Origin of the sequence: Pseudomonas sp. PA27(2017) (genome assembly GCF_001945445.1) — a bacterium.
Classification (GTDB): Bacteria; Pseudomonadota; Gammaproteobacteria; order Pseudomonadales; family Pseudomonadaceae; genus Aquipseudomonas.
In genome coordinates, this window is record NZ_MSXW01000012.1 from 104,902 (window position 1) to 117,749 (window position 12,848).

At 60.4% G+C, this 12,848-nt stretch carries 11 protein-coding genes; 3 read left to right on the forward strand and 8 right to left on the reverse strand.

Annotation, left to right across the window (positions count from 1 at the left end; all coding sequences use genetic code 11):
• Positions 1 to 67: 67 nt before the first annotated feature.
• Positions 68 to 1,027: a metal ABC transporter ATPase gene (locus BVH06_RS05800; protein WP_075932330.1), complete on the forward strand. Its 960-nt coding sequence runs from the start codon at positions 68 to 70 to the stop codon at positions 1,025 to 1,027.
• Between the two features lie 55 nt (positions 1,028 to 1,082).
• On the opposite strand, the gene hldE is transcribed toward BVH06_RS05800, so the two are convergent.
• From hldE to BVH06_RS05815, 3 genes are all read right to left on the reverse strand, one after another.
• Positions 1,083 to 2,504: a bifunctional D-glycero-beta-D-manno-heptose-7-phosphate kinase/D-glycero-beta-D-manno-heptose 1-phosphate adenylyltransferase HldE gene (gene hldE, locus BVH06_RS05805; protein ID WP_075929673.1), complete on the reverse strand. Its 1,422-nt coding sequence runs from the start codon at positions 2,502 to 2,504 to the stop codon at positions 1,083 to 1,085.
• Between the two features lie 82 nt (positions 2,505 to 2,586).
• On the reverse strand, positions 2,587 to 4,008 hold the full coding sequence (locus BVH06_RS05810) for a PIG-L deacetylase family protein (RefSeq protein WP_075933501.1): 1,422 nt from the start codon (positions 4,006 to 4,008) through the stop codon (positions 2,587 to 2,589).
• Positions 4,009 to 4,012: 4 nt separating this feature from the next.
• Positions 4,013 to 4,909, reverse strand: coding sequence for a GNAT family N-acetyltransferase (locus BVH06_RS05815; RefSeq protein ID WP_075929676.1), 897 nt, complete (start codon positions 4,907 to 4,909; stop codon positions 4,013 to 4,015).
• Positions 4,910 to 5,018: 109 nt separating this feature from the next.
• On the opposite strand from BVH06_RS05815, the gene BVH06_RS05820 reads away from it, so the two are divergent.
• Both BVH06_RS05820 and BVH06_RS05825 read left to right on the forward strand, forming a co-directional pair.
• Entirely contained in the window at positions 5,019 to 6,203 is a 1,185-nt protein-coding gene (locus BVH06_RS05820) for an O-antigen ligase (protein ID WP_075929678.1), read from the forward strand.
• The gene (locus BVH06_RS05825; RefSeq protein WP_075929680.1) at positions 6,200 to 6,862 is read left to right on the forward strand and encodes a lipopolysaccharide kinase InaA family protein; all 663 of its coding nucleotides are present in this window, start codon (positions 6,200 to 6,202) and stop codon (positions 6,860 to 6,862) included. Before BVH06_RS05820 ends, BVH06_RS05825 begins: the two co-directional genes overlap by 4 nt.
• Before the next feature lie 28 nt (positions 6,863 to 6,890).
• Here the strand turns inward: BVH06_RS05825 and BVH06_RS05830 are convergent, their stop codons facing one another.
• The 5 genes from BVH06_RS05830 to msbA are packed head-to-tail and all read right to left on the reverse strand — an operon-like array spanning position 6,891 to position 12,727.
• Positions 6,891 to 7,769 carry a glycosyltransferase gene (locus tag BVH06_RS05830; protein ID WP_075929681.1) on the reverse strand — a complete coding sequence of 293 codons (879 nt, stop codon included), beginning with the start codon at positions 7,767 to 7,769 and terminating at the stop codon, positions 6,891 to 6,893.
• Positions 7,766 to 8,914, reverse strand: a complete 1,149-nt coding sequence (locus tag BVH06_RS05835) for a glycosyltransferase (protein WP_075929683.1) — start codon at positions 8,912 to 8,914, stop codon at positions 7,766 to 7,768. The genes BVH06_RS05830 and BVH06_RS05835 overlap by 4 nt, the downstream gene beginning before the upstream one ends.
• On the reverse strand, positions 8,907 to 9,806 hold the full coding sequence (locus BVH06_RS05840) for a glycosyltransferase family 2 protein (protein WP_075929684.1): 900 nt from the start codon (positions 9,804 to 9,806) through the stop codon (positions 8,907 to 8,909). Before BVH06_RS05840 ends, BVH06_RS05835 begins: the two co-directional genes overlap by 8 nt.
• 8 nt (positions 9,807 to 9,814) lie before the next feature.
• A complete protein-coding gene (locus BVH06_RS05845) occupies positions 9,815 to 10,867 on the reverse strand; it encodes a glycosyltransferase family 9 protein (RefSeq protein WP_075929685.1) in 1,053 nt (350 codons plus the stop codon).
• A 36-nt stretch (positions 10,868 to 10,903) separates the two neighbouring features.
• On the reverse strand, positions 10,904 to 12,727 hold the full coding sequence (msbA, locus tag BVH06_RS05850; RefSeq protein ID WP_075929686.1) for a lipid A export permease/ATP-binding protein MsbA: 1,824 nt from the start codon (positions 12,725 to 12,727) through the stop codon (positions 10,904 to 10,906).
• Positions 12,728 to 12,848 lie beyond the last annotated feature (121 nt).

Here is a 12,848-nt window from a genome sequence, read left to right on the forward strand (position 1 = left end):
ACAGGCGTTCCGAAAACGCCTTTTGACGCCGCCCAGGCGGCCGACCCCGACGCAAGAAGGAGCCGACATGCCGCGCATCATTTCCCGCAAGGACCCCGCCACCTTCAAGACCTTGCCGTTATACGTCGAGGCAACGCCTGATGGCATCGCCTACCAGAGCCTTGGCCGCCCACTGAATTTCAGCGAAATGCTCGAACGCCGCAAACCGGTCGAGCTGCCCGACAGCCAGCGCTTCGCGGCGGAGCTGGCCAACCTGGGTGTATCGGTGCGCCTGACCCTGCACTGGCAGGGCCGCGAATACTGGCTGCTGGTGCGCCAGCGCCGCCACGACCGCGGCGATGTCGTGCTCAAGCTGATCTCCGGCTACGTACCGGCCCACGAACTCAACCTGCCGCTGCTGACCGCTATCCAGGAGGTGGCCGAGGAATGCCTGTTGGAAACCAGCGAAGGCTGGCTCTACGGCCGCTTCGGCGACACCTGGCTACCAGCGCCCTACGAGGGCGCACTCAAGTACCGGGAGAACGTCCATTTCCGGCTCAGCCCACTGTCTGGCGCCGCTCGCCCGGTGCAATGCGGCAACCTGACCTTGCTGGAGCGCCCGCGGGCCTACGTGCATGTACCCACTGCCTCGCTGCAGCTGGTCTACGACCTGCGCCTGGACCTGCCCAAAGAGGCGAAGCAACCTAGCCTGCTGCACGTCGATGAGCACCTGGAGAACGGCAAGCTGATCGCCCGTCTGGATCACGCCCGCCCCGATCTGTATTTGATTCCCCTGGAGCAGGGCCGCCCCACCGCCGAGCTGTTGACCCTGCGCCAAGGCCAACTGGTGCCTGCCAACACCCGCGGCCTGTGGCTGGCGGAAAGCTTCGCCGCCCAGGACGGCTGGCTGGTTCGCGATGAACGCATCCGCTGGAAGGATTGGCTAACGCTGCAGAACCTGACGCCGAAGCCCGGCAAGTCCGAATTGTTCGGCACGCGCCCTGAGGCTTCTTCAAGGGCTCGCCTGGATACCGCCGCGGCGGTCTGACCGGCAGGCGCCACAAAACAAAACCCCGCCAAGTGGCGGGGTTTTGTTTGCGCGATCAGCGACTGCGGATCTTCTCGACGATGGCCGTGGTCGAGCTGTTCTCGACCAGCCCCAGCACCCGCACTTCGCCGCCGTAGGCCAGCACGATATCGGAACCGACAACCTGGTCGATACCATAATCGCCGCCCTTGACCAGCACATCGGGCTGCACCTGCTTGAGCAGGCGCTCGGGCGTGTCTTCGCTGAAGCTCACCACCCAGTCCACGGCGCCAAGACCGGCCAGCACCGCCATACGGCGATCCACGGCATTGATCGGCCGGCCCGGGCCCTTGAGACGGCTCACCGACGCGTCGTCATTGATCGCCACGATCAGACGGTCGCCCTGGGCCCGCGCCTGCTCGAGGTAGGTCACGTGGCCGGCATGCAGGATATCGAAACAGCCGTTGGTAAAGACGATCTTCTCGCCATGGGCGCGCGCATCCTCGGTGGCCAGCAGCAGTTGCTCCAGGCTCAGCACACCACGCTCGGAGCCCTCTTCACGCTGGACCGCACGACGCAGCTCAGGCGTGCTGATGGCCGCGGTGCCCAGCTTGCCCACCACGATACCGGCAGCCAGATTGGCCAGCGCCACGGCCTGGGGTAGCTCCTCGCCTGCCGCGATGGAGGCCGCCAGTGTAGAAATCACCGTATCGCCCGCGCCCGTCACATCGAACACCTCGCGCGCACGCGCTGGCAGGTGCAGCGGCGCATGATCAGGGCGCAGCAGCGTCATGCCATGCTCGCCACGGGTAACCAGCAAGGCGCCCAGGTCGAGTTCACGCATCAGGCGCGCGCCACGGCTGACCAACTCGGCTTCATCCTCACAGCGACCGACGATCAACTCGAACTCACTGAGGTTCGGGGTGATCAGGCTGGCGCCGCGGTAAATGGAGAAATCCTTGCCTTTCGGGTCGGCCAGCACCGGAATGCCACGCTTGCGCGCCGCCTTGATCAAGGCCTGATGATTCTGCAGCGCGCCTTTGCCGTAATCGGACAACACCAGCACCTTGACCTGATCGAGCAACTGCTCGACCTGCCGGGCCAACGCCTCGGCGTCGGTCTGGAAGGGTTCTTCGAAATCCATGCGCAACAGCTGCTGATGACGGCTCATGACCCGCAGCTTGACGATGGTCGGCTGGTTTTCGATGCGCTGGAAGTAGGTTTTCACGCCAATGGCTTCCAGGCTCTGCTGCAAACTCTGTGCAGCCTCGTCCTCGCCGGTAACGCCGACCAGAACGGCTGGCGCACCAAGGGCGGCGATATTCAGCGCGACGTTGGCCGCACCGCCGGGGCGATCCTCGATCTGTTCGACCTTGACCACCGGCACCGGAGCCTCGGGCGATATACGCGAGGTAGCGCCGTGCCAATACCGGTCGAGCATGACATCACCCACCACCAAGACGGGTGCCTGATCGAAACGGGGCATGGATAACTTCATGCGGAAACTCCGGAATTGCAAAATCGCCGCGGAGAATAGCACATCAGCTATTGCGAACCGCCGCCGCGCGCTTCAGCACGGCTTAGCGGTCGAACGGGCGAACCCAGAACAGCTCATGGCGACGCACCGCCTTGCGGAAGAATTCGTCCTCTCCCGCCTGCGGCCAGCGGCGTGCAGCCAGGCACCATTGAATGAAACGACGCAGACGCTTCTTGAAGGGTAGCGGCGTTTGCAGATCGTGCTGCATCGCCAACGCCTGACTCTTGTCGAGCAATATATTGTCATCAAGTTGCAGACACCACAGCCTATCGGCCGGCAAGGGCTCGATACACGGCGGCAACGCCACGCCATTGCCTGCCGGCCCCATGGGCCAGCGGTCATTGTCAGCCAGGTGATTGGCGTAGAGCAGTTGCACGTCTGGCTGCCAGCCACTTTGCTCGATGGCCTGACGCAGTGCGCGCCCGGTCTGGATATGGTCGGGATGCGGATCGAGCTCGGGGTGCGGAAGCACGATGACTTCCGGTTTGAAATGCTGCAACAACGCCGCGAGATCGGCGGTCAGGTTATTCCACGTTGGCGCTCCGTCCACATCGCCGGGGAGTTTCAAGGCATTGAAACGACGAACACTGCGGATATCGGAGTCGCCCGACTCACGCGACCCACAAGCCACGGCTGGCTCGGCCTCCATCTGCCGCAGTTGCATGCAGTAATAGCCAAGCTGCACACATCGACTGGGCTCGACTCCGCCCCACAAGGGTACCGTCTGGCTGCTCCAACTGCGCAGCCGCCCCTTGAGGCGCGCGGCGGCAGCATCGCTAAGACCAAGACGCCGATAGAAGTCGGCTTCGATCTCGCCCTGAGTCAAGGTGACGATAGACACCTCTTGGCTGCGGCTATAGAGACCGAATGCGGCAAGCTCGGCATCATCCGCGTGGGGAGCGAGCACCATCACGCGCTTGCGTGAGTAGTCGGGATTGCTGAAGCCATACAGGGTTGCTTCGCGCCCGAGCTTGCAGAACCGCCCGCGCAGCCTCAGTTGCCCACCACGCAATAATGGCAGGCAACCTGACAGGTTGAGAAACCGTACGCCATTGACGCCACGCTCGAAGTCCTGGCGGTCGAGACCTTCGCCCTCGCCGATCAGGACGTGGGGGTCGAGACAACGTCCCAGCCAACTGCTGCGTACATGCAAGGCCAGCACCAGTGTTTCAGCCTCCTCGGGCCACGCCCCACCATGAGGAGAAACCCTCCCGTCACGGTCGAGCATTACCGATAGGCTGAAGCTATCCGAAGGGAAGGCGTGGCGATAATCGTCACGGGGCGAGTAGAAAAGGTGGTCGGAAAACCAGGCTTCGTGGGCAATCCAGGCCAACACCAGAACGACGGGTGCCGTTCCCCACGAACCGAACCAGTCGAGCGCCACCAGAATCGGCAATGCCACGACCATGAGAATACGTTTGTTACGCCGATGCCGACGTACCAACCGCTGCTTGCGTGCTTCCATTCACTTACACCCGAAAAACAGGCTGGCGATTACACCAACGATCCTTGTATTCAACATCCGCTCTGCCGAACGAGTAGCGCAGCGGCTTTCCTCGCAGACGCGCATCTTCCCATGCGGACTGGGTATTGATAAAGCTGAGTACACTGCCGGGGCTGAAATCACGAGAGGCTGGATCCACTCCACCGTTGATATATTCGATGCTGATCCAGTCTGGCGATTCGACCCTGTACAAAACCTGAACGGCTATGGGCTTTCCATCGAGCTGCAGATAAACGCCCCAGAGAAACGCTTTCAGCGCCTCGAAAACCTCGACGAGATGCTGCTTGCCAGGCACGTCGAAGCCCCAGCGCTTTTCGAACAGCTCCGTATAAATTGCGGCCAGCGCGTGGGCTGACAAGCCGGAAACCGGCAGAATCTCGCCGCCAGCCTCTTCGAGCATCCGCAGTTCACGACGCTGGTTGTAACGAAACTTCTTGCCGTACTCCTCCGGCTGCCTAGCCAGGGCCAGCTCCTCAGCCTGTGTGCGCAAAGTCGATATCGCCCCCTCGTTCAAGGCGGATACATAACGCATACGGTGTCGAACCGGCACGGCCGCCCCTGCCGCGATCGGGAGTATCACCTCGGCATTGCCGAGGTCGAAGAGGTCTCGACAACCCTTGCGTTTGAGCACATCGCGAGAAAGTGCCAGCGCATTTCCCCAGACTGGAACTGCAGCCTGCAACTCGCCCTGCCGCGGCCAGCCCAGGTAGCGAACGGGAATGCCGGCCAGCGCCGACAGCCGAGAGACGACGTCCGGATGGGTCATGACACTGCCGCCGAACCGCGCCCACACCTGCGCATAGACGTCGGCGCTTATCGGCTGCCAGCCTCGCTCGCGCCAGCGTTGTAACGGGTTGAACATCAGGCATCCGGCTCGGGCGAAAAGGTTGCCAAGCTTATCACGCGGCCGCTGCCTACTGCCGGACGATGCTTTAAGATATGCCCTTTTTACCCATGCTTTAGGATCTCTGGTGCAGCTACTCTCTTCACAACCCGACGCCTTGCGTACGCGTCTTTTCGACTTTATCACCACACGTTGGCTGGTAGGCGGCTACCTGGTTTTATTGACAGGCCTGTTCTGGATTCCCGATGGCAGTCAGTACACGAAATTCTATTACGCACTGATCGCGGCACCTGCTCTTCTGGCGGTGATGCTCATGCCTCGCCAGATGAAACCACTGCTAAGTGAACCCGTGGTTCTCTGCTTTCTGCTCTTGAGCGCCTGGTTGCTCCTCACCATGGGCTGGAGCCGCGCCGAGGATAGCTTCGGCAGCCTGGCCAAGCGTCCGCTTTATGTATTCATGTTGTTCGTGGGCTGCGCACTGATCGCCCTGCGCAACGAAGAGCGGTTCTTGAAAACCTTGCGCATAGGAGCCGCCCTCGGCGCCTTGGCTGCGTTGATCAACGTCGCCTGGTTCATGCACATCGCAGCACCGGGCGAGCGACTGATCGGTACCGGAGCTCTGCGCAACCCGCTGCTCACCTCCCACGTTCTAGGCTTTTTATGCACCTATTGGGTCGCAGCCTGGCTGTCACGCAACGAACGTCATGACTGGCTACCGATTCTGATGGCACTTCCCTTGCTGGCTGCGCTACTGGCCACGGGTTCGCGGACGCCGCTGATGGGCCTGGCACTGACCAGTGTCTGGATGCTGTCGATGAGCGGCAAACGGGCCATGTACTTGGTCGCCGCGTTGCTGCTCGGCGCGGCTGCCGCCTATCTGGTCGCGCCCGAGATCATTCTGCAACGCGGTACCTCCTTCCGCCCCGAACTGTGGGGCGATGCCTGGCGTCAGGCCGGACAGCATCTTTGGCTAGGCGCCGGTTATGAGAGCAAGTTCGAATTCGACATCCCAGGCGTGGGCCATTTGTTGCACGACCCGCACAACGTCGAGCTGGCGGTTCTTCTCGAGCTGGGCATGATAGGCCTGGGTATCTGGGCCATCATGTACGGCTTTGCCCTGCTCCGCTGCCTGCACCTACGCGCCCTGCCGCAATTCCAGATCGCTTCGGCACTGCTGATCTATGGACTTTGCGCGGGGCTGACGGAGGGAGGCAACTACCTGTCGCGCCCCAACGAAAGCTGGTTTTTGATCTGGATCCCAATGGCGTTGCTCGGCGCGCTGTCCATCCGGCATCGGCAGGCTAACGCATGAAACGTATCGATGCGATACAGTTGGACGCCCTGCTGCAAGGCGCCAAAACCATCGAAGAAGATGGCCTTGGCGTCAAAGTGGCGCGACTGGGCAGCGGCGACTTTCTGAAACTGTATCGCCGCAAGCGGCTGCTGTCCTCTGACCTCTGGGACTTGCCGGCACAGCGCTTTGCAGACAATGCCAGAGGCTTACTACGCCTGGGGGTCATCGCGCCGACCGTACTCGATGTTCTGATGATCAGCGAACGCCGCCTGAGCGCCGTTCTTTATCAACCCTTGCCAGGCGACACCCTGCGTAATCGATTACGCCAACTCGACGCTGGGCAGCGTCCGGCACTGGTAAGACGATTCGGGACGTTCCTCGGCGAGCTGCATCAGCTTGGCGTCTATTTCCGCTCGCTGCACCTGGGCAACGTTCTACTACTGCCCGACGACAGCTTCGGCCTTATCGACCTGTCGGACATGAAACTGGAAAGCCGTCCGCTCGCTCCCTGGAAAAGACGGCGCAATCTGCAGCACATCCTGCGCTATGCCGAGGATATCGACTGGCTGGCGCATCAGCACGTCGATAGCTGGCTAGAGGGCTATGCAGACAGCGCCAGCCGACGTGACACCGAGCGTTTCAGCCGCGACCTAAGAAAGTGGCTGCAAGCCCGGTAGTCCGGCCAATGAGCGCTACGACCGGCGCTCAGCGTTTGAGCCAGTAGCGCCAGAGCCCCTTGAGCGTCTTCAGATTGCGCGCGCGCCATGGGATCTGCGCCAGCAACTCGCCAGCCAGCGCTCGGTCCTCGTTGGCAACCTTGGTGAACATGGCGTTCAGGTAGCGCAGGCGCGTCGCCTCGTAACCCGGATGGTCACTGAAGCGCTGGTAGATCGCCAACTCGGTTTCGATCATCAGACGACGGTTCTTGTAGGTGTTGCTGCCGTGCACGCGGTACAGCGCCAACGGCTCTTCGAGTATGTCGATAAAATAGCCGGCCCGGGCGATACGTAGCTCCACGAAATAATCTTCGATACGGATGGTCGGATCGAAGCCGCCCACCGCCTCCAGTGCCTCGCGGCGAAACAGCAAGGTCGGCGCCGGCGGGCCAGGCTTGCGATCCATGAACAGGTCATCGAAGTCGAGACGCCTGGCCGGGCGATGCCGCTGCTTCTTTTCGGGCAATGGCTTGCCGTCGCCGTCGATGAGCACGATGCCGCCCGCACAGATTCCGGTCTCCGGATGCTGCTCCATAAATGGAATCTGCAAGGAAAAGCGCTCGGGCAGCATCACGTCATCCGAGCCCAGCGGCGCGATGTACCGCCCCTTACTTCGGGCGATCATCTCGTTGAGCGTGGTGCATAGCCCTTTGTTCGCCTGGGCGACGAAGTCGAAACCGAGCTCCGCCTGCAATCGCTGAATCAGCTCGACACTGCCGTCACGCGAGCCATCATCGACCACCAGCAGCTCTATGTTGGGATAGTGCTGCGCATACACGCTGCGAATGCTGGCCTCGATGAAGTCCGCATGGTTGTAGGAGGAGATCAGTACCGATACCAGGGGCAGCGGGAGGGTGCTATCGGTCATTGAGACGATCCTGTCAGCGGCTGGTCGCCTTCGAGCAGCTCACGGTATTTACGGCGAAAATCCTCGATATCGTGCTCGCGCCGGAGGTAGCGATAAGCCCGCTCACCTTGCTCTGCTCGCTCGGCTTCGCCGTCGGCCAGACTAGCGCGCAGTTGCTCGGCCAGCGACTTCACATCGCCCGGACTGAACAAACGACCGCCAGCACCGTGCAACAAGGGACGCATCGCTGGGATATCCGAGCCCATTACCGGCAGGTGGCCGCACATGCCTTCGAGCAGGGCAAGCCCGAGCCCCTCCTGTAGCGACGGCATGGCAAAGATGTCGAACGCCCTTACATAGCGCATCGCATCGGGCTGGGTACCGCACAAATGCACACGCCCCTGCAAACCGGACTCGGCGATCAGCGCAGCGAGATTGTCCTGCTCGCGACCTCCACCGATGACGGCCAGGTTCGCCTGTGGGAACTCCTGACTGACGGCAGCGAAAGCCCGGATCAGATAGGTATGCCCTTTGATTGGAACCAAGCGCCCGATGGCACCGATGATCACTGGTCCCATCGGCAAACCCAGCGCCTCGCGCGCCTCTTCTCGCGACAGTTGCAGCGACTCGGCCAGGTCGATATCCAGCGCGTTGGTGATGGCCACCGTGTTCGCCTTCGTGAAGCCACAGCGCAGCGAAACCAGGTAATCGACCACTGCCGGCGAAACCCCGACGAAACGCCAGCATTCGTCGATCAAGCGCCTGGCCTGCCAGCGCCGATAGAATCTGTCGTACTCGCCGAAGCCATGGGAGACGCCAATGCAACGGGCGATGCGCAGCTTCTTGTTGAGGTGCATGAACAGGTTGACGGCCTTGAAGCGATGCAGCAACACCACATCGAAACCTTCCTCCCGACAAAACGCCAATAGGCGCGCACGCACCCTGCGGCGCAAACCGCTCATGTCCTTCTCACTGAACTCGAAGAATACCTGACGACGACCAGGCGGGAGCGGTGCACCGTCAGCCGGCCGCCCCTCGAGGTAGGCATTGACCACCTCGAAACGCTCTGCAGGCAGCCCTTGCAGAATCTGCTCGCCCAGGTCGGAGTTGGTATCGGCTGCGTTGTAACGGGTTTGCAACTGCAGGACTTTCAGCGGCTTAACCATCCAGGCGGCCCATCCACAGGCGGATCGCCTTGCGCAAATACGAGAGTTTGAGCAACACGCGCCAGTCGCTTGCCACCGCCTGGCGGTAGAACTGCTTGGCGGCACTTACGTCGCGAGCGATGTAGGCACTCCGAAACAGTGATAAACAGCGCTGCTTATGGAACGACGCACGTAACGACTGAAATTCGCTTGGCAGGCGACCGAAAACCTCATCGACCAGTCCAACCCCTCCAGCAAGGCTCGAGTGAAAATCGTGGCGCAGGCTGTCGCCGTGCTTATGCACGATGGCCAATGCCTCACGAAGCGTGCTGACCGAACCAAGCGCCATTGCCTGAGCGAAAACTGGAATGTCCTCGGCATTACGAAAGTGCTCGGGATACAGCCCTGCTGCAAATACCTCGCGATGTAGCAGGCTCGCACCGTTAGAAATGCTCAGGCTCTTGTCCAGCAAATAGCCACGTACACGGTCGAAGGCAGAATCTGGCAAGCTTGCTGGTAGATGCATGCGCTTATGGCCCGTCTCATCGACTGTCCAGTGCCCGCCAATGACCACTTTGGTATCCGTGTTCTCAAGAAGATGGTGCCGTATCAAAGACAAGGCGTTGGGCGTCATTTCGTCATCGGCATCGAGAAATATGAACCAGTCGCAGCGGGCCATCTCGATCCCCAGGTTACGGGCCGAAGCAGCGCCACCATTCTCTTTTCGCACGGCGCGGAATTGGTTACGGAACTCCCCCTGGAGCGCCTCTATGACCGCTGCAGTGGTATCGGTGGAGCCATCGTCGACGATCAACAACTCATCGTCGGCAGCCAATTGAGGTAAGACGGAACGAACTGCCCTGGCCAATGCATAGCCGTAGTTGTAAACAGGGATTACCACCGTAATTGCCATGAACCCGCTCACGTCCTAGCCCTTTTTACTTGCTCACGCAAAACATTGAAGCTACGCACTACACGTCCAACGCTTAAGAAACGCCACCATTGATTACGCAATATGCCTGGCGATACGGCTGGTCGCACCACCTGACCTTGCCCCCAGCCAGGCCGCCAGCAAAAACCATCTCGGCGCTTGCGGTAGATGGTGAGCACAGGAATACCCAGCATTGAGGCCAAGTGCCCAACGCCTGAGTCATTACCGATGACGTACCCCGACTCGTAAAGGTACGCCGCCAGCGCTTGAGCATCGGCAAACGCAGGAATCTCGAATTCCGTGCCAAATGCCTCAAGATGATCGCGGCGCTCCTTGGGAGACAGCACGAACTGCGGATCGTAACCGTCCGTGCGAAGCTGACGCGCCAAGGCCACGTACTTGTGTGCAGGCCAGTTCTTTTTTTCGTTGTAAGACAATGGGTGGAGCATCACGCGTCGAGGATAGTGTCGATACTTCAGTTCGAGCGGAATCTGTAAACCGACCCCGTCATGAGCGTCAACCAGCCCCATACGCATACGACAGAACGCCACAGCTTGATCGACCATGCTGACGCGGTCGTCGTCAAGGCAACGAAGCGGACCTGCAGCAGCCGCGAGAGGCGCCAGCAGCGATGCCTTGCAGGGTGATAACCTGGCCAAGGCGTCGACAGCGGGAAACTCGATGAAACGCGGATCGACCTTGAGAGTTCCTACGAACGCATAACGCCTGGCAAGCATGTCGGCGGCCTCGCCGTGACGAGTAACCATACTGCCGAGATCGGAAATGACTAGATCAAATTCATCCAACGCATTAAAGGTGCGCTCAGGCGGGGGAAGTGGCTGGGCATCGAATAGCTCAAACCAGTTGCTCAGGGCGCCCACATGGTTGCTGAACACGGTGACCTTGTAGCCCGCACGCGCGAGGTTCGCGGCCAAAACGAGGTAAATACATCCATCTCCCAAGCCCATGGAAGGAATCAGCGCCAACCGGCAATCGGAAGACGTCACGACGCCAGCCACTTCATGGTGTGTAGCCTCAGCCATTAAAGCTCCTTTAAACACTCTATCGTCCATGATCTATTACTGCGCCGAATGCCCTGTGGCAGACGGATCTGCATCGCCCTCTTCTAATCCCATGGCATGCAAACGAGCGTAGTAACCATTCTGTGCCAGCAGAGACTCGTGAGAGCCGCGCTCGACGATGCGCCCCTGATCCATCACCAGAATCAGATCGGCTTTCTCGATGGTCGACAGCCGATGCGCGATCACCAGCGTGGTGCGGCCTTCCATCACCTTGTCCAGCGCTGCCTGGATGTAGCGTTCGGATTCGGTATCCAGGGCCGAGGTCGCCTCATCGAGTATCAGCACAGGCGCACTCTTGAGCAACGCGCGGGCGATCGCCAAGCGCTGGCGCTGGCCGCCCGACAACATCACGCCATCCTCACCCACCTTGGTATCGAAGCCCTGCGGAAGCAGATCGATGAACTCACGCGCATAGGCCGCCTCGGCGGCCTGCTCGACTGCCTCGCGTGGCAAGTTACGCAGATCGCCATAGGCGATGTTATTCAAGACGGTGTCGTTGAAAAGCGAAACCTGCTGTGTGACCAGCGCGATATGTTTCCTCAGGTTTTCGACGCGATAGTCCTCGATCGGCGTGCCATCGAGCAGAATCTGCCCCTGATCATGCTGATAGAAACGTGGAATCAAATTGGCCAGCGTTGACTTGCCGCTCCCCGAGCGGCCCACCAGCGCCACCATCTGCCCCGGTTCGACGGTAAAGCTGATGTCCTGCAGAACGGTTTTCTCGGTCCCCGGGTAAACGAAACTCAGGTGTTTTACTTCGAGCGCACCGGTTACTCGCTCTTTCTCGACCGTTCCGTTATCGGGCTCGGTCACTTCGTCCAGTTGTTCGAAAATGCTCTCGGCGCCGGCAAGCCCCTTCTGGATGGTCGAGCTGACTTCCGAAAGCTGTCGAATCGGCTTGGGCAGGAGCCCTGCAGCCGTGATATAGGCCACCAGATCACCCACGCTGGCATCACCGCGCAGAAACAGCACAAGGAACATCAGGAACGCCATGGCGGCGTAGTTCACCAGTTGCAGGCTGGGCGTGTAGATCGCGCTGGTGCGGGTCATGCGCAGCTGCTTGCGGGTGCTGTCTTCGCTCGCTTCGTAGAAGCGCTCACGCTCATAGCGCTCGCCACCGAAGCTACGAACCACACGGTAATTCTGGATGGTCTCGGACGACACGTGGGTCAACTCGCCCATGGCACTCTGAATCTTGCGGCTCTGGCTACGAAATTTCTTGCTCGCGCTCTTAACCATCAGGGCAATGAGCGGCAGAATCGCCACCATCACCATGGTCAGTTTCCAGTTCATCCACAGCAGATAGCCAAACAGGAAAACCACCGTCAGGCCTTCACGCACCATGACCTTCAAGGCATCCGTCGCCGCGCCGGTAACCGAACCGACGTTGTAGGTGATGCGAGAGATGAGATAACCCGTGGAATGGTTATCGAAATAACGATTGGGCAGTGTCAGCAGGTTGTTGAAAAGCGCAATGCGCAGGTCCTGTACCAGCCCCAGCGATACCCGTGCCAGGTAATAGCCCCCGAGAAACGAGCCGATACCCTGCCAGAAGGTAATGAGTAAAAGTGCCAGCGGCACGCCGTAGAGCAGCTGCATGCTGCCCAGCAACGGCAACTCGACCATACCGGCTTCGGGAGCGGCAAGGCCGTCGACGAAGTACTTGAGCAGGCCGGCGAGCATTGGCTGGGTCGAGGCGAAGATGATGTAGCCAATCATGCTGACGCCGAACATGAACCAGTAGCGCCTCATGTAGCTCAACAGCCGCATGTACAACTTGAAGCTGGAGATCGAAGGCGATTGGGCGCTTGAATCAGGCATAAGATGCTGGCTCTGGGATTAAGCCGGCGATTGTACCATCAGGCAACCCGCAACCAAATGCAGGCGCCGAGCCGGGGCGCTTCGACACGACTGCGGCTGCGCGAGAACGCCGTGTTACACA